The following is an 18,727-nucleotide window of genomic DNA, read 5'->3' as shown; positions in this document are numbered from 1 at the left end:
TGACATTTAGCAAGAGATAAAATAAGAGATGCTAGGGCAGCTAAGTACTTTTTTAGAAACCTTGCTTGTTTTTTACGATTTAAAACTGCTAAGGAGAGAGAAGTATGAGTGAATTGCATTTTATGAGTATAGAAGAATTGGATAATAAATTGAAAAAATCTGACAGTGGTATTTATTTCATTAAAGACTATAATGACAATATTATTTATGTAGGCAAGGCTTTTAGTATAAAAAGTAGAGTATTAGCTCATTTTAATAGTTATTCCAATATTGAGGAATATGTACATTTATTTAATAAAGTAGCGTATCTCATTGAAGATAGTTTGTTAAAACGCTCATTGTTACAAGTTACTTACATGATTAAATATAAACCAGTATTAAACAAAGAAGTACAAAAAGAATTCCCAGAGTTGTATACTCAATACATTAAGCAGACAAATAAAAAATCTATGTTGTTAGAAATTGATGAAGCTAAAGAAAAAAGGGATGAGTTAAAGAATAAATTAGTAAAATTAGTGGGTGGAAAAACTATGTTTTATGACATAATTTCTCTGTTAAATAATGGATATAACTATCATGTCCTCGCAAAAGTATTGAGCATAGAACTTCAAACTTTAATTATAATAAAAGAACACCGAAATAAATTCCCGATACCACATAATTATAAGAGGACAATAAAACATCAAGATATAATGTATGCTTTATCTGGAAAAAAGAATTTAAGTACTTAAAGGTTAAACACTTAACTTTAAAATAGTAAATTCGTTGCTTTTGTAGCTTTTATTGTTATATTGAAATGCAATGTACATTTGTGTTTCAAATTTAATTGGTGAAATAAGGGGAGGGAAAGGGTTCCTATAAAAATACTGGAATAAATTAGGTTATTCATGCGTAAATAGCATAATTAGGTACATGTTATTTATAAATATTCAAAGATACGAAAGTAATACAAATGAAATTCTTATTTCTGCTACTACAAGTACTATTGAGCAAATGAAGTATGAAAGTGCTTTTGAACTAGGGGTCACACGGGGACCTGATACATCACATCATCTGCAAATGGTTCGGATCGGTGGAGAGATTACAAAACGCTTAGTTTGAATGGCTGAAAAACAGTTAACAGGTCAATACAGACTACACTAAGAAAATAATCCGTATATATACGGATTATTTTTCCTTTAATTTACAAAAAAATAAATTTCGAAATTGAAAAAACCTCTCAGATTCTTTTGTAATGATGTTTTTTAGTTATGTTAATGACGTAGGTATTGGAAGGTGATAAATTCGATACGAGCGATGTATGAACCCTTTAAAGAGTTTTGGTGTTATTTGCAATTTTAATTCCATAATACTTAAGCCGATATAATAAAATGTTTTATGTCTAAATCGATATAAAGGAATAGTTTTTAAGTGATATTTCTTTTTTTATAGAATAAGCAAAACTTGATATTGTAGTAAGAATTGTTTTGATGTCAATTTACTGTGCACCTTGGTTATTGAAGTTTTTGGTTGATTAACAACTATTGTATTTGGAAATTAATAATAAGTTTATCTCGCTATTTGCCCGTAAAAGCCCGATTGGTGTGGGCTAATAATCAGTGGGGATGAACAAAACACCCACTGATTAAAGTTTCACTTTATGTGATGCGGTACTAAAACCATCTAGTTTGCTATTTTTAGTATTTGTAAAGTCTATATATATTTTCCTCTTTTGTGGAAAGTAAGCTAATGTTGCGACCAGTAATATAGTGTCATTTTTTTGAAAATCCCATTCGTTTTTTTATTTTTAGTTGATGAAAAGACCTTTCTCTCAATTAAATGTTTAGTTGAGTACTTGAATTTCCTCCACCTTGTATTTTTCAAAGCATAGTGCTTCAAAAATAGCCGTATCGCTTTCATCTGTTTCCAATTTCACAACTTCTTTATTATCTTTTTTTAAAATTTGGAGCAGAATAGTTTTTCAGTTTCATATTTAAATTAGCAGTATTTATTTTTTTGAATTCAATTTGTATAAGTGATTGAATTGGAACTTTGACTGTTATTTCTTGCGGTGGTACAGTATCTCCTGTTACTTTCGCTTTATTTTAAATCTTTTTCCAGCTTGGTCCTCGCATTGACTACCACTGTATTTTGTAGTATTTCACTGTTTTCTCAAGTTCAATAATTATATCTTGTAGAATTAAGAAAAGAACTTAGCTTATTTCCTTTACTTATCTTATCTACTCTGATATTTAGATGCTAACTACAATTAAATAATATATGATTTTTATAAAAAAGATATAGTAATATTTTGTTGTGAATTGTACTAATTTGATATTTTATAGTATTATTTGTCGTGAATTATATATAACAGAATATATTTTATAGATCTATAAAGGAGAATGTAATGAATACTTCTATCGATATACAACACTTGTGTGATCTTGCACATAAAGCATTTAATGCCCCTGTACATATTTTATCTGCAGACAGAAAAATTTTATATCATTCTACATCTGATAATGTTTGTAGTCCTTTTTATTCTTCAAAAGAAGAACATCTTACTGATATTTATCAAGAAAACGATCCCTTTAACTTGCCACTTTTCCGAAGTAACAACTATCTTGAAAATTTTGTTCTAATTCATATAGAAAATCATGATGATATTAAAGGGACTATTATAATCGGTCCTACTATACATTCAAAAGATTCAGATGATATGATCATAAAATTTCAGAAAGAATTTAAATCAAATGATAACATTCAAGAAAGACTTGCCTATTATCAGTGTTTATCTGAGATTAAAAAAACTACATTAATTGATATGGGAATTTTATTACATTACATGATTTTCAATGAAAAGTTAGATGTAGATATTGTCTTGGAAAAAAATAAAGTACTAGAGGAAGTTCCTAATAAAATTGTGAAACCGGATTTATATATTTTAAAACGCCGACAAAACAAACCTAAAACGCACAATATGGCATTAGTAAATGATTTCTTTTCGACTATTAAAGAAGGAAATAAAAAAAAGTTAATACAGTATATGTATGCGGTTTCGCAAGAAGATGTTGAACTTATGCTAATAGAGGATCCGCTCAGGAATCAAAAAAACCTTGGAATTATTGCGATTACCTTAGCCACTCGATATGCAATAGAAGGAAACCTGCCACCAGATATTGCTTTTGCCCATAGTATTTTATATATACAAACCCTAGAACAATTAGATAATGTAGAATCTGTAAAGCGATTATCAGGGGACGCTTTACGTACCTTTGCAGATCGTGTGAAAGAATACAATGCAAAAAAGTATTCTTACGCGGTTACTACATGTATAAAACATATTAATAAAAATGTTTACGATGGAATATCTCTGAATGAACTTGCTAATCATTTAGAAATTACGCCTACTTATCTGTCTAAACTATTTAAAAAAGAAATGGGAATTACTTTAAGCGAATATATTCAAAGGGAAAGAGTGGAAGAAGCAAAAAAATTATTAACACTCACTACTTATTCGTTATCAGATATCTGTGCGTGGCTTAACTTTAATGACCAAAGTTATTTTATAAGAGTTTTCAAAAAAATCACTAGTATGACTCCTAGGCAGTACCGTGAAAAATATACAGTAATATAAGCTTGTTATCTGCTGTCTTCAATGTAAAGACTTAAACATGGGTATAAGTATCCCAAAAAATGAAAATACACTAACCATTATTTTGCTAAAGAAAACAAAAAGACAGAAGGCTGCAAAGTGTTTCAAGTAAGCTTTGCAGCTTTTTTGTAATTTAAAACCTATGTTTATAACGATGATAAGTTTATAGACTAATATCTTCATACTGAATATTTGTTAATAATGATACTAGGATGTTTTGTGAAAAAATCAACAATATAACATATATTACTAAATATATCTACATTTTATGCAATTATACATAACTAAATAAAGGTAAAAAAGTATAAAAAGACCTATTATATTATTCTATAAGTATTTTTTCTAAAATAAAATTTCTTGGTTGAGCTAAAATAGTTATTTTTAACCGTATACACATTAATTTGTAATCATTACAATTACAGAAATGAAATTTACGAATAACTATATTTATATAATTTTTTTCGGTTCATATTTTTATTTAACAGTAAATTATCGATCGTAATCGACAAAATTTTTCTATTTACGCATTAAAAATTTAATGTTTTAATGAACAACATAACTGGTATGACCAGACAGAAAGGATAAGGTTACGCTAATAGGAATTATAGTGAAGTTGTAAGTAACATTATGTCGTTAATAATTTTATAAATAGTGAATTTATTTACAAGAGGTCAAGAATCAAATTTGTAATAAACCTGTTCTAAGTTTCTGCATAACAAAAGTGAAGTTATTCCGCAATAAAAGTATAAGCGATGTACAGTATAATTTCACCTTTTGTAGTCTAGTAAGGAGCTTGCTGATAAAACTAAGAGTAATATTATTAAATTTAAATTAAACAATGTTATGACAAGATTAACTGTAAGCATTGGTTTATTGATTCTCGCAGTTCTGTAAGTTAAACCGCAATTCTAGGGAAGAATTACTCATTTACTATTCATAGGGTGCTTGATTCAAATATAGTTAATAAATTTTTGTTATTTATATTTGAAAAAATAAAGTATCGAAGTGAGAAGTAAGTAAAATCCTTACATCCTATTAGAAGTAAAAAATAACGATATTATCCTATCTGAAAGATTTCTCCTTCTTAACCAGTTTACAAAGAGAGAGGTCGTACAAGTTATATGAATTAAGTTATAAAAACAATGGTAAAGGAGTGTACGGAATGAAAACTAAAATAATTACAGGATTATTAGTCACATCCATTGTAACTGGAGGGAATATTCCTATCAATACTCTCGCAACACCAATCGTTCAAGCGGAAACTCAACAGGAAGGCATGGATATTTCCTCTTCATTACGAAAATTAGGTGCGCAATCTAAATTAATCCAAACGTATATTGATCAATCTTTAATGAGTCCTAATGTACAGTTAGAGGAAGTCACAGCTTTAAATACAAATCAATTCCTAATCAAACAAGATATGAAGGAATGGTCATCGGAACTCTATCCACAGTTAATTCTATTAAATTCAAAAAGCAAAGGATTTGTAACAAAATTTAATAGCTATTACCCGACATTAAAATCGTTTGTAGACAATAAAGAAGATAGAGAAGGGTTTTCGGATAGACTTGAAGTACTTCAAGAAATGGCTATGACGAATCAAGAAAATACGCAACGGCAAATCAATGAATTAACAGATCTTAAATTACAGCTTGATAAAAAATTAAAAGATTTTGATACCAATGTGGCAACTGCGCAAGGCATACTAAGTACAGATGGAACAGGAAAAATAGATCAGTTAAAAAATGAAATATTAAATACCAAAAAAGCAATTCAAAATGATTTACAGCAAATTGCATTAATACCAGGGGCTTTAAATGAACAGGGATTTGCTATATTCAAAGAAGTTTATAGTCTTTCAAAAGAAATTATTGAACCGGCTGCTCAAGCAGGGGTGGCAGCGTATAACAAAGGAAAAGAAATTAACAACTCTATTTTAGAAGCGGAGAAAAAAGCGGCGCAAGAAGCGACAGAACAAGGTAAAACTGCTCTAGAGATTGAATCAGCAAAAAAAGCAGCTCGTGAAGCAATTGAGAAAAGCAAACAAGGTGAAATAGCAGCCGCAGCCGCAGCAAAAACACAAGAGTATGACCTGATGAAGGTCATTGATACCGAAAAGATTAAGAAAACATTTGGCGTTTTTGCTGAAGTAAATAAATTAACAGCAGAACAGCGAGCATATTTAGATGATTTAGAGAAACAAAATCAAAAAATATATGATTTAACAACGAAATTATCAATAGCTGATTTACAAAAATCAATGCTTCTTCTTACACAAAATGATTTGCATACGTTTGCAAATCAAGTAGATGTAGAACTTGATCTACTAAAGCGCTATAAAGAAGATTTAAATCTAATAAAAAATAGCATTACAAAATTATCTACTAATGTTGATACAACTAGCGAGCAGTCTCAAAAAGATACATTAAGACAATTAAAAAATGTAATAAGTTACCTTGAAGAACAAGTATATAAATTTTAATATTGCGTTTTTTCGGAATTCATAAAGATTATAAGCATTTAGCGAAAGAAGGAGAATAGTCATGAAAAAATTTCCATTCAAAGTACTAACTTTAGCTACATTAGCAACTGTTATAACTGCTACTACCGGTAACACTATTCATGCATTTGCACAAGAAACGACCGCTCAAGAACAAAAAGTAGGCAATTATGCATTAGGCCCCGAAGGACTGAAGAAAGCATTAGCTGAAACAGGGTCTCATATTCTAGTAATGGATTTATACGCAAAAACAATGATTAAGCAACCAAATGTAAATTTATCTAATATCGATTTAGGCTCAGAGGGGGGAGAGTTGCTCAAAAATATTCACCTTAATCAAGAGCTGTCACGAATCAATGCGAATTACTGGTTAGATACAGCGAAGCCACAGATTCAAAAAACTGCTCGTAATATTGTAAATTACGATGAACAATTTCAAAATTATTACGACACATTAGTAGAAACTGTACAAAAGAAAGATAAGGCAGGTCTAAAAGAGGGTATAAATGATTTAATTACTACAATCAATACAAATTCAAAAGAAGTTACAGATGTGATTAAGATGCTACAAGACTTCAAAGGGAAACTATATCAAAATTCTACAGATTTTAAAAATAATGTTGGTGGTCCAGATGGGAAAGGTGGATTAACTGCAATATTAGCAGGTCAACAGGCAACGATTCCACAACTTCAAGCTGAAATTGAGCAACTTCGTTCTACTCAGAAAAAACATTTTGATGATGTATTAGCATGGTCAATTGGTGGTGGATTGGGAGCAGCTATTTTAGTTATTGCAGCTATTGGAGGAGCGGTAGTTATTGTTGTAACTGGCGGTACAGCAACACCGGCTGTTGTTGGTGGACTCTCGGCTCTTGGTGCAGCTGGTATCGGTCTAGGAACTGCGGCTGGTGTCACAGCATCTAAGCATATGGACTCCTATAATGAAATTTCTAATAAAATCGGAGAATTAAGTATGAAAGCAGATCGTGCTAATCAAGCAGTTCTTTCGCTTACTAACGCGAAAGAAACATTGGCATATTTATATCAGACTGTAGATCAAGCGATATTGTCTCTAACAAATATTCAAAAGCAATGGAATACAATGGGCGCAAATTATACAGATTTACTGGATAATATCGATTCTATGCAAGACCACAAATTCTCTTTAATACCAGATGATTTAAAAGCCGCTAAAGAAAGTTGGAATGATATTCATAAAGATGCAGAATTCATTTCAAAAGATATTGCTTTTAAACAGGAGTAGAACTGAAATTTAACACCTAAATTGGAGGAAAATGAAATGATAAAAAAAATCCCTTACAAATTACTCGCTGTATCGACGCTATTAACTATTACAACTGCTAATGTAGTTTCACCAGTAACAACTTTTGCAAGTGAAATTGAACAAACGAATAATGGAGATACGGCTCTTTCTGCAAATGAAGCGAGAATGAAAGAGACCTTGCAAAAGGCTGGATTATTTGCAAAATCTATGAATGCCTATTCTTATATGTTAATTAAGAATCCTGATGTGAATTTTGAGGGAATTACCATTAATGGATATGTAGATTTACCTGGTAGAATCGTACAAGATCAAAAGAATGCAAGGGCACATGCCGTTACTTGGGATACGAAAGTAAAAAAACAGCTTTTAGATACATTGAATGGTATTGTTGAATATGATACAACATTTGATAATTATTATGAAACAATGATTGAGGCGATTAATACAGGGGATGGAGAAACTTTAAAAGAAGGGATTACAGATTTACGAGGTGAAATTCAACAAAATCAAAAGTATGCACAACAACTAATAGAAGAATTAACTAAATTAAGAGACTCTATTGGACACGATGTTAGAGCATTTGGAAGTAATAAAGAGCTCTTGCAGTCAATTTTAAAAAATCAAGGTGCAGATGTTGATGCCGATCAAAAGCGTCTAGAAGAAGTATTAGGATCAGTAAACTATTATAAACAATTAGAATCTGATGGGTTTAATGTAATGAAGGGTGCTATTTTGGGTCTACCAATAATTGGCGGTATTATAGTGGGAGTAGCAAGGGATAATTTAGGTAAGTTAGAGCCTTTATTAGCAGAATTACGTCAGACCGTGGATTATAAAGTAACCTTAAATCGTGTAGTTGGAGTTGCTTACAGTAATATTAATGAAATGCACAAGGCGCTTGATGATGCCATTAACGCTCTTACTTATATGTCCACGCAGTGGCATGATTTAGATTCTCAATATTCGGGCGTTCTAGGGCATATTGAGAATGCAGCTCAAAAAGCCGATCAAAATAAATTTAAATTCTTAAAACCTAATTTAAATGCAGCGAAAGACAGTTGGAAAACATTACGAACAGATGCTGTTACATTAAAAGAAGGAATAAAGGAATTAAAAGTGGAAACTGTTACTCCACAAAAAGAGGGAAATATTAATTCTGTTGTAAAGTGAACTAAAACATGGAAAGTCTATGATTACACTGTTAAACAGAAAAGTAATAATTAATAAATCCTTATATAACAGAAAGGCGGAGTCTCATTAAAGACTTCGCCTTTCAATTATATATAAGTATGATTCGAATAAAAAATAACCTTGTAGTTTAATTGCTTTTTTAAAATTTGCAACAGAATCGGTTAATTTGAAGTAGATTATATACATTTTCTTTAATACTTAATGATTTGAAGGCTGCTAAAGAAAGTTCAAACGATACTGATAAAAGATGTAGAACTCATTTTGAAAGACATCGCTTTTTAATAAGATTAGAACTTGAAACCATACCTTATATAGGAGGAATACGAAATGATGAAAAAAATCCCTAATAAACTACTCGCTATATCAGCGTTTTTAACTATAACAACTACTTATGTAGTCATACCACTAGAAACTTTTGCAATTGAAATTGAACAAACGAACACTGAAAATATGTCTCTTTCAGCAAATGAAGAACAGATGAAAAAAGCTTTGCAAGATGCTGGTTTATTTGCAAAAGCTATGAATGAATATTCTTATTTGCTAATTCATAATCCAGATGTGAGTTTTGAAGGAATAACTATTAATGGAAATGCAGATTTACCTAGTAAAATTGTACAAGATCAAAAGAATGCAAGAGCACATGCTGTTACATGGAATACACAAGTAAAAAAACAGCTTTTAGATACATTGACAGGCATTATAGAATACGATACAAAATTTGAAAATTATTATGAAACATTAGTAGAGGCGATCAATACTGGAAATGGAGATACTTTAAAAAAAGGGATTACAGATTTACAGGGAGGAATTCAACAAAATCAAAAGTCTGCAAAAGCATTAATAGAAGAATTAATGCAATTAAAAAATGCTATTGGAGAAGATGTTAGAACATTTGGAAGTCATAAAGAGACATTGCAATCGATTTTAAAAAACCAAGGTGCCGATGTGGAGGCTGACCAAAAACGTCTAGAGGACCTTTTAGGACAAGTAAAATATCAGAAAGATATAGAATCTAAGGGGTTAGACATGGTGAAAATCCCCTTTATTCCAACCTTGATTGCTGGTGGCATAATGATAGGTGATGCAAGAGGTAAGTTAGGTTGGCTAGAACCTGAATTAGCAAAATTGCGTCAGACTGTAGATTATAAAATAACATTGAATCGTGTAGTTGGAGTTGCATTTCATAATATTAGTGATATGCATAGTATGCTTGATAGTGCTATCACTGCTCTTACCTATATGTCTACGCAATGGGAGGATTTAGATTCTCAATATTCGGGTGTACTGGGACATATTGATAAAGCTGATCAAAAAGCTGATCAAAATAAATATAAATTCTTAACCCCTAGCTTGAATGCAGCGAAAAACAGTTGGAAAACATTAAAAACAGATGTTGTCACTTTGCAAGAAGGGATAAAAATTGCAGAGAAAAAAGAACAGGATTTTTTGAATCAGCTTCGTCCATCAAACGTTTTCTACTTTTATAAAAAGATTCATAACGCATACACTTTTGAAATAAAGACTGGAACAAATGCGCCAAATGCGTCTTATAAAGTTATGAATTTAACTAAAAACACTGTTCATAATATGTGGAGTGGAGGGGCTAATACTAACATGTGGGCTGATTGGCTTTCATTCAATCCAAATGATGAATTTGCGGTAGTAGCAGTAGTGGATGGTAAAGAATATGTTGTGTATAAAGACAAAGTACAAAATATAATGAACTGAATCTGAAAGTAACGAAGTAATTGGAGCTGGACAATAAACTAGACAACAAGTTAATTGAAAAATTGTAATGGTATATTTCTCCTTATGTCCTAGAATACTTAGCTCAAGAAAAAGTAAATATTGAACCAAGGCGTTACTTGCATTATGTGTATGGTTTTACCGAAAGGTTTCAAGTACATTACCCATACAATTATGTAGTTATCCTGAAGCATCTACAGGTGTTCTTATCGACCTTGAAGAACTACTTAGCTTCCTAAGTGGAGTGATTTTATGCAAAATTAAGTGAACGTTTTTGTACATAGATTAGTTGACATTCATATAGATTTTTTCCATTTTCAAAGATAGTTTTGTTTTTTATGTTATTTTTCAAAAATTACTGCTGAAATTTCTATATTCATGACTCAGTATATAATCATTGTTTGATGAAATGACATACCACGTCCCTTAGAGTTTCATACGTATTACGATAACTTAAAGAAAAAAGATAATAGTAGTCAACGGTTACTATTATCTTTTTTGAACTATTTTTCATTAAAATATCCCATCTGCTGTGTTCCTTATTTACTTTTCCAGATTTTATCCTAGTTTAAAATTTATGCATTTGAACTGTTTATACAATTTGTAGGATTTTTAGCTTTTTTGTCGAATACACTTAATGCAAGGAGGGACATTACATGATTATTAAAGATTATTTCATCAACCTTTCTATTTTTTCTTTATTAGTTAGCGCAGCAATATTTATTCAAGTGTTTACAATTAATTCTAGTCGATATTTCGAAAAGCTCTATGGAGGGATTATTGCAGTTACGTTAATGTTCTTTTCTTTTCCATACATGGGATTTTCCTACGATCTTCGAGTTGTTCCTCTTATTCTATCTTTTATTTACTTTGGTCGTATTGCTGGTTGGATTACGCTAATTAGCATAATATTAATGCGTATTTTTTACATTGGAGAGTATTGGGAACCTCCTGTGATTGCTTATTTATGTATGGGGATTCTATTTTCTACTTTTAAAACTTATTTTAAAAAACTACATCCTTTTAAAAGTGCATCGTTATATTTTTCTGTTTTTATTGGAATAAAGTGGTTAGTTGGCGTATTATTTAATACTACATTACTTTACACAGGAGGCCTATTATATATAGCGTTAGGACTTTTAATTGGGCTATTTCTTATGGAAGCCTACCAGAGATTGTATTATTTAACACAGGACTTATCTAAAATGAATCGAGAATTAAAAAAATCGAAGCAAGAACTTACAGATACCGTACATGAGCTTCAAGGAGGAATTTTTAAATTTAAAAAAGTGGATAAGCACTTTATACACACTTTATGTGATGGACAGTTTTATTATCAAAACGGATTTTATTCTGAACAGGTGGTAGGAAAAAGCTTACGTACTATTGATGCTTCTATTATTCCTCCACATTTAGTTCCACAATTGATGAAGTACTATCTCCAGGCATGGGAAGGAAAAGAAATTATATTTGAATTACCTTGGCCAAATGATAAAACTATTATTCTTATTGCGCTTAGGCCAATTAAACGAAATGGACAAGTTATTGAAGTTGTTGGTTCTACAGTTGATATAACCGAAAGGAAAAAGGTAGAATCAGAATTAAGCGCTACCAAAGAATTATTAGAATCATTTATAAAGCATAATCTAGATGCTATTACCATTTCTGATCGAGAAGGGCATATTTTACAAGCCAATAAAGCTTATGAAAAGATATTTGGGTGGTCATCACAAGAAATCATAGGTAAGAGATTACCTTGTGTACCGGATTTTTTAATGGAAGAATCGCTCGAAAATATTCAGAAAATTCTAACAGGAGAATCGGTGGTTACTAGATTAGAAACTGTTAGACAACGGAGTGATGGGAGTCTTCTTGATATCAGTCTGACAGTTTCTCCTATACTAGATGTAAGAGGAAATGTGATAGCTTTATCAGCAATATGTAGAGACATCTCTGAAAGAAAACAAGCAGAAAGAGAACGGCATCGATTACACCAGCAATTAAGAGATAGTGAAATGAAGTACCGTGCACTAATCGAACAAGCAACTGATGCGGTATATGTAGTAGAGCTGAATGAAGATAATGCTCCAAGTCGATTTATTGAGGTAAACCCTGTTGGGTGTAGAAGATTTGGATATAGTAGAGAAGAGTTGCTCTCATTATCATTTTCAAATATAGTACCACAAGATTCTCAAATAATCGTAAGGTTATTAGAAAAAATTAAAAAAGGACAAACTTCCTTCACTTTGCAAGATGAATATGTTTTCCCAACAGGAAAAGTAATAACAACTGAGTTTAGTGTTCGTGTTTTTAACTTAAATGGTAAAAAAGTTTTTCTAAGTATTTCTCGTGATATCACTGAACGGCTAAAAACAGAAGAATTATTACGAAAATCTGAAAAACTTGCTGTTGTAGGACAATTAGCGACTGTAATGGCTCATGAGATTAATAATCCATTAACTGCAATGAAAGGGTTCATGCAATTACTAAAATCAACGGAAAATGAGAATAATCAGGGTTATATTAATATAGTATCATCAGAGATTGAGCGTATAGAGAGCATAACAACTGAATTTATGGCGGTAGCCAAACCACAGGTAGTAAAAATGCAACCTAATAACATTAGTGTGCTAATGGATCAAGTTGTAATGCTACTACAACCTCAAGCAATGATGCATAATATAAAATTTAGAATCGATCTTAACCCTGGTATTCCATTGATTTCATGTGAAGGAAATCAATTAAAACAAGTATTTGTTAATATATTAAAAAATGCAATTGAATCTATGCCGATGGGAGGGGAAATTCTGATTCAAATAAATATACTTGATAATAATCAAGTAAGCATTCGTTTTATCGATCAAGGGTGTGGGATTCCAAAAGAACGTATACCATACCTCGGAGAACCTTTTTATAGTATTAAAGAAGAGGGGATTGGCTTAGGATTAATGATCTGTTATAAAATCATTGAAACACATCAGGGAAAGATATTTATTAAGAGTGAAATGAATAAGGGGACTACAGTTGAAGTCACTCTCCCTATTTGTACACTTCAAAATTAAGATATTCTCTTACTGAAATTTTTTAAGAAACCATACAGAATGTAATGCCAATGTTACTTAATGAAATAATAAAGAGAAGAACACTGGTAAATGTCCCCTATAGAATAGCCACTTGAAAAAGCCTGTTATAAAAACATCCTTTCTTTAGAACCAAAAGAAAGGATGTTTTTAATATTGTAATTTTTCTTGGAGACATTTCAAATTTTTACTTGTAATACATTTTTTAACTAATTTTGGTTAAGTTAGTTAAAAAGGCATTATTTTTAAGGAGCATATTGACATATAAATATCCCTCATTTTTAAAATAGAAATTTCTAAAAACTATATATAGGTTCTTTTTGAAAGGAAGGGTATTATCAATTGAAACCACATGAAAAAGTACCTGTTCACTCTATAAAATCTTTGCAGGAATTAATGCAATTACTAAAAAAATCTAAAGATTTTATAACGTTGGAGATCGCTTCAAACAAATCCTCTATAGTCATTTCATATTTTAGAACCTTAATCGATGTAAATATATTTCATGAAGAGGTTTTAACTTATATAAAAGAGAAGAGCTTCGATTCATTACAAGATATTCGGTCTGTCTTACCCTTTGAAAATTCAAAAATAACAAATCAAATGGAAGATATTCAGGATAGTATTTTAAACGGCTATATACTTATTCAGTTCGATACAGATAAATTAAATGGCTTGTTAATCAATGTGGCAAAGAAAGAAAAAAGAGATATTACAAAAGCTGAAATTGAATACAATATCGTGGGTCCACAAATCGCGTTTGTTGAAGATTTAGATGTAAACTTAAATTTAGTACGTAGAAAGCTTCCAACACCTTATTTACAAATGAAGGAATTGAAAGTAGGCTCTCTATCTAACACAACCGTTGCGATTGTATATATTGAGGGAATTGTAAATGATCAAAATCTACAAGAAATTATAAAAAGGGTGAGTCTAATAAAAACAGACCACGTTTTGGATAGCACGTATTTGATGCAGTTAATTGCAGACAACCCGAATTCTATATTTCCTCAATTTTTGAATACAGAACGACCAGACCGTGTAGCAGCTGTATTGGCAGAAGGGAAAATTGCACTTTTTGTAGATGGCTCACCTTATGCAATCACTCTTCCAACAACATTAATTGACTTTTTTTCTACGACAGAAGATTACACCATGCCTTGGATTATTGCCTCTTTTTTTCGTCTATTAAGGCTTTTTGCTTTTATGTTTTCTGTCTTAACGACTCCATTATATGTTGCAATCTTAACATATCATTACGAGCTTATTCCAAAAGAACTTCTTGAAACGTTAATCATATCGAGAAGTAAAGTACCTTTTCCTCCATTAATTGAAGCGCTTTTTTTAGAAATAACGATTGAATTACTGAGAGAAGCGGGGGCACGTTTACCAACTAAAGTGGGTCTAACTGTCGGTATAGTAGGTGGTATTGTAATTGGACAGGCATCTGTAGAGGCAAGTCTTACAAGTAATGTACTTATTATTATTGTTGCACTTTCAGCTCTTAGCTCATTTACAGCACCAATATATCGAATTGGTAATACAATTCGAGTAATTCGTTTTCCTTTTATAATATCTGCACACCTGTTGGGTTTATTAGGAATTGTTTTAACAAGCTCTTTGCTTTTAGCACGTTTATTACGTACAGAATCATTAAGACGTCCTTATTTGTTTCCTTTTTATCCTACACGCCCTACAGATTGGAAAGACAGCATTATCCGTTTGCCGATCTCAGCGATGTTTCGACGTCCTATTTTTTCAAGATCTAAACAGCGTTTTCGTTTTAATCCAGAAGAGGTAGAGAAAAATAAAATTAAATCACGAAATGATTTTGATGATTGAAATTAACAGGGAGGAGCATTATGAAACAGATCCCAATTGAGTATCAAGTCTCTCCATATATGGTGTTTTTTTTAATTATTACTATACAGATGGGGGTTGGTATGCTTGGTTTTGAAAGGATTAGTGCAAAATTAGTTGGAAATGATGCGTGGATTAGCACGCTGCTTTTTGGAATATCTGTTAATCTTATGATTTGGATCATATATCAGATTTTAAATCAGGGTAATGGAGATATCATTGCAATCAATCAAGACGTACTTGGAAAATGGATTGGTGGATTGTTCAACTTCATTTTTTTATCTTATATTGTATTGTTAGGTGCAACAACACTACATACCTATATCGAAGTAGTACATGTTTGGATGTTTCCTTCCATTTCATCTTGGATTATAGCAGGGGCTTTTTTGGGTCTATGTTATTACATTGTGACTGGAGGATTTCGTGTAGTTGCTGGAATCGGCTTCTTTGGAATCGTTATCCCAAGCATTCTAATCTTCACATTTTTTTATCCTTTGCAGTATGCAGATTTCCAAAATTTATTTCCAATTGCACAGCATTCATTCCTAGAAATTATGAAAGGAATGAAAGGAAATATGTTTAGTTTTTTTGGATTTGAAATGTTATTGTTATACTACCCATTTATTAAAAAGGCAAGAACGTCTCAAAAATATGCGCACTATGCAAATTTAGTAACGACTATTGTCTACACATACCTTATGATTTTAACTCTTGCGTTTTTTAGTGAAAAACAACTAGCGAGCGCGATATGGGCATATTTAAGCATGATTAAAATTATACAATTTCCCTTTATAGAGCGGTTTGAATACATTATTGTTTCTGTTTGGGCTTTTTTTATATTACCCAATGTTTCCTTTACATTATGGGGAGTAAGTCGTGGTATAAAAGAGGCACTGGGAATAAAGCAAAAATATGTTTTGCCAGTTATCATCCTGTTCATCTTTGTTTTATCATTTTTCTTGAATAACCGTAATAAAATTAACTTATTAAATACTTGGACAGGTCAAATTGGCTTTGTATATATATATGTATACCTACCTATATTATGGCTAATTCAAACCGCCAAAATAAAGTTAAGGAGATAAACATGAAGCGATGGATACTTTTCCTTATAGTAAGTGTCTTCTTAATAGGTTGTGCTAAAACGAAAATTGTGGATGACATTGACTTAGTTCAAGTTGCGGCATATGATACCGAAGCAAAAGGTAAGCTAAAAGGAACCTTTGCGATTTCAGCTTATAAAGGAGGCGGGGAAGGTGAAACGAAAATCTATTCAGCATCAGGCCAGACTGGTAGAGAAGTTCTTGCAAGAGCATCCGAAAAATCTTCTGGACCTCTAGAGTTGGGGGAATTGCGTGTTATTATATTTAATGAAAAAATAATTGATAAGGGAATGCAGGAAATTTTAGAGACTTTGAACCGAAATCCTAGTGTAGGAAATGCAATTTATTTAGCAATTACAAATGTAAAAGGGGAATCACTATTAAAGGGGAATTATTCTGAAGAAAAAGAAATTGCTTCCTATCTATCCTCTTTACTGGAGCAAAATATGGATAATGGAACGCAGCCAAAAACAAATTTTTTTATGTTTTTAAACCAACTTAATGATGATGCGAGAGATTCATATTTACCGATAATATCTAAAAAAGGTAATGTGTTGGAGTTAGATGGAATAGCACTTTTTAAAAGATGTAAAATGGTTGATAAAGTAAACCCTAAAGATTTATTTGTATTTAAATTGTTGACAGATAATTTTAAACAAGGTACATACCAATTCAAACTACCTGGTTCCTCAAATACTTACGCCACGATAGAGAATATAAAAGCTAGAACAAAATATAAGATGGAGGGGAATAGTAAGCATCCATTCGTAAATGCTCATATTCAAGTTAAAGCTGAAATTCAAGAATTTACAAAAACAAAAAATCTAGATAATCCTAAAGAAATAAAAAAATTAGAAAAAATTATGGAAAAAGAAATAGAAAAAAAAGCAACTACATTGATAAAGAGATTTATTAAAAAAGACACAGATCCTATAGGACTTAGAAAGCTTGGTAGAACTCACGTAAGAAAATGGAACAGTCAAGAATGGGAAGAATCCTATAAACATTTACGTTTTCGTGTAACAGCTGATGTAAAAGTAACCCAATCTGGTGTTACAGAATAAATCAAATAAGATATGGAAAATTTTAATAAAAAAATATAGTCTCGCAGGAGATTAGGGAGAAGAGAAACGATTAACAAAGAATTTCATAAATAGTAAGATGCTTTGTTAATCGTTTTTATACCTGTAGCTTTATCACTTATAGTAATCATAATTATAATAAAAGAACAACGAAACAAATTCCCGATACCACATAATTATAAGAGGACAATAAAGCATCAAGATATAATGTATGCTTTGTCTGGAAAAAAAGAATTTCAGTACTTCAAGGTTAAACACTTAACTTTAAAGTAGTAAATTTGTTGCTTGTAGCACTTCAACTAGACTGTGCCCCCGAAAGTTAGAAAGGTCGGTTTATTAAGTAGCCTCTAGGGAATGAGCCTAGTACAATACTGGATTCATTTCCTTTTATTTTTCCTTGATTCTTTCATGATTATAGTATTTTATATACTTTGCTAATTCTTGTTTAAATTCTGTTATACTTTCAAATTCTTTCGATACAGAAATAGACATACAAAAACGCCATTCTTTCTTATAAATCTACAGAAAGAATGGCGTATTCTTCAAAAGTGAGTTCCTTTATTGAAAAGTTTTAGTTCTATATGACAGATAAAAGGGCAAGCAACGCTAAAATAGCGAGAAATCCTTGTTTCATGATAATTGATTTATTGGATGTGAAACCTCCGAAAATAGCTGCTACCACTATACAAATGATGAAAAATAATTGAATCATATAACCAATGGGATTGTTTCCAAGTATAAGTCCCCGAATGAGGCCAGCTGCTAAGAATTCATTATATAAACCGTTTGCAAATTAATTGTCTAAGTATTTCTAAGTTTAAAGAGTACAGTGTCTTCGTTTTTTATTGAATCAACTTTTACATGTTGGTTCAATATTTTCTATTCTCTTGGAACTTAGTTCTCGTTTACTTCTCACAAAAGCAATAAAATCTATTATCTCTTCTGTTGACAGTGCTTCTCCATCTATTAAAAGTGTTGGATCTGGATCGTTTAGGAGTCTTGTAATATCAATTACATCTTTGTTTTGATGTGAATGTTCAATTCGGCCTAATATATAATCTACAGATGTATCAAATAAATCGGCTATTTTTGATAAAGATTGTAATGAAGGTAATCTATAACCATTTTCATACCCGGCATAGGTGCTTTTCGCAATCCCAAGTCGATCTGCTGTCTCTTGTAAGGACCATTTTTGATTTTTTCTTAATTTAGATAAACGTTCCAGCATTCATCTCATACCCCATCT

The 18,727-nt window shown here is 31.2% G+C and carries 13 protein-coding genes and 3 pseudogenes; 12 read left to right on the top strand and 4 right to left on the bottom strand.

Annotated elements, in window-relative coordinates:
* The first annotated feature begins 104 nt into the window (after positions 1-104).
* Positions 105-731: an excinuclease ABC subunit C gene (locus MHH55_RS09660; RefSeq protein ID WP_001292161.1), complete on the top strand. Its 627-nt coding sequence runs from the start codon at positions 105-107 to the stop codon at positions 729-731.
* A 181-nt stretch (positions 732-912) separates the two neighbouring features.
* The gene (locus MHH55_RS09655) at positions 913-1,101 is read left to right on the top strand and encodes a small, acid-soluble spore protein, alpha/beta type (protein ID WP_000897408.1); all 189 of its coding nucleotides are present in this window, start codon (positions 913-915) and stop codon (positions 1,099-1,101) included.
* Between the two features lie 721 nt (positions 1,102-1,822).
* Here the strand turns inward: MHH55_RS09655 and MHH55_RS09650 are convergent.
* On the bottom strand, positions 1,823-1,951 hold the full coding sequence (locus MHH55_RS09650) for a hypothetical protein (RefSeq protein WP_003288606.1): 129 nt from the start codon (positions 1,949-1,951) through the stop codon (positions 1,823-1,825).
* Between the two features lie 435 nt (positions 1,952-2,386).
* On the opposite strand from MHH55_RS09650, the gene MHH55_RS09645 reads away from it, so the two are divergent.
* The 10 genes and pseudogenes from MHH55_RS09645 to MHH55_RS09600 form a co-directional block, all read left to right on the top strand.
* Positions 2,387-3,616 carry a helix-turn-helix domain-containing protein gene (locus tag MHH55_RS09645; protein WP_001097917.1) on the top strand — a complete coding sequence of 410 codons (1,230 nt, stop codon included), beginning with the start codon at positions 2,387-2,389 and terminating at the stop codon, positions 3,614-3,616.
* A gap of 1,180 nt (positions 3,617-4,796) precedes the next feature.
* On the top strand, positions 4,797-6,116 hold the full coding sequence (gene hblC / locus MHH55_RS09640) for a hemolytic enterotoxin HBL lytic component L2 (protein ID WP_078186771.1): 1,320 nt from the start codon (positions 4,797-4,799) through the stop codon (positions 6,114-6,116).
* A gap of 61 nt (positions 6,117-6,177) precedes the next feature.
* A complete protein-coding gene (gene hblD, locus MHH55_RS09635; protein ID WP_000714435.1) occupies positions 6,178-7,398 on the top strand; it encodes a hemolytic enterotoxin HBL lytic component L1 in 1,221 nt (406 codons plus the stop codon).
* A 36-nt stretch (positions 7,399-7,434) separates the two neighbouring features.
* Complete coding sequence (hblA, locus tag MHH55_RS09630; RefSeq protein WP_078186772.1) at positions 7,435-8,589, top strand: hemolysin BL binding component B; 1,155 nt, start codon at positions 7,435-7,437, stop codon at positions 8,587-8,589.
* Positions 8,590-8,937: 348 nt separating this feature from the next.
* Entirely contained in the window at positions 8,938-10,338 is a 1,401-nt protein-coding gene (hblB, locus tag MHH55_RS09625) for a hemolysin BL regulatory component HblB (protein ID WP_078186773.1), read from the top strand.
* Positions 10,339-11,012: 674 nt separating this feature from the next.
* Positions 11,013-13,418, top strand: a complete 2,406-nt coding sequence (locus MHH55_RS09620; RefSeq protein ID WP_078186774.1) for a PAS domain S-box protein — start codon at positions 11,013-11,015, stop codon at positions 13,416-13,418.
* Positions 13,419-13,778: 360 nt separating this feature from the next.
* Positions 13,779-15,278: a spore germination protein gene (locus MHH55_RS09615; RefSeq protein ID WP_000802295.1), complete on the top strand. Its 1,500-nt coding sequence runs from the start codon at positions 13,779-13,781 to the stop codon at positions 15,276-15,278.
* 20 nt (positions 15,279-15,298) lie between these two features.
* Positions 15,299-16,381: a GerAB/ArcD/ProY family transporter gene (locus tag MHH55_RS09610; RefSeq protein ID WP_000809697.1), complete on the top strand. Its 1,083-nt coding sequence runs from the start codon at positions 15,299-15,301 to the stop codon at positions 16,379-16,381.
* 2 nt (positions 16,382-16,383) lie between these two features.
* Positions 16,384-17,463 (top strand): Ger(x)C family spore germination protein, encoded by a 1,080-nt coding sequence (locus MHH55_RS09605; RefSeq protein ID WP_340880635.1) that lies wholly within the window; start codon positions 16,384-16,386, stop codon positions 17,461-17,463.
* A gap of 147 nt (positions 17,464-17,610) precedes the next feature.
* Positions 17,611-17,743: pseudogene (locus MHH55_RS09600) on the top strand (excinuclease ABC subunit C); the annotation flags it as partial.
* A 125-nt stretch (positions 17,744-17,868) separates the two neighbouring features.
* Here the strand turns inward: MHH55_RS09600 and MHH55_RS36400 are convergent.
* From MHH55_RS36400 to ansR, 3 genes and pseudogenes are all read right to left on the bottom strand, one after another.
* Positions 17,869-17,955 (bottom strand): annotated as a pseudogene (locus tag MHH55_RS36400) (IS3 family transposase); the annotation flags it as partial.
* 103 nt (positions 17,956-18,058) lie between these two features.
* Positions 18,059-18,274: pseudogene (locus MHH55_RS09595) on the bottom strand (DUF1304 domain-containing protein); the annotation flags it as partial.
* 57 nt (positions 18,275-18,331) lie between these two features.
* Complete coding sequence (gene ansR / locus MHH55_RS09590) at positions 18,332-18,709, bottom strand: HTH-type transcriptional regulator AnsR (protein WP_000893569.1); 378 nt, start codon at positions 18,707-18,709, stop codon at positions 18,332-18,334.
* Between the last annotated feature and the right edge of the window lie 18 nt (positions 18,710-18,727).

Source organism: Bacillus sp. FSL K6-2944, assembly GCF_038005385.1.
In the GTDB taxonomy this organism is placed as follows: Bacteria; Bacillota; Bacilli; order Bacillales; family Bacillaceae_G; genus Bacillus_A; species Bacillus_A cereus.
Note: the sequence above shows the minus strand (reverse complement) of the source record. Positions and strands in the feature narration are given on the sequence as shown.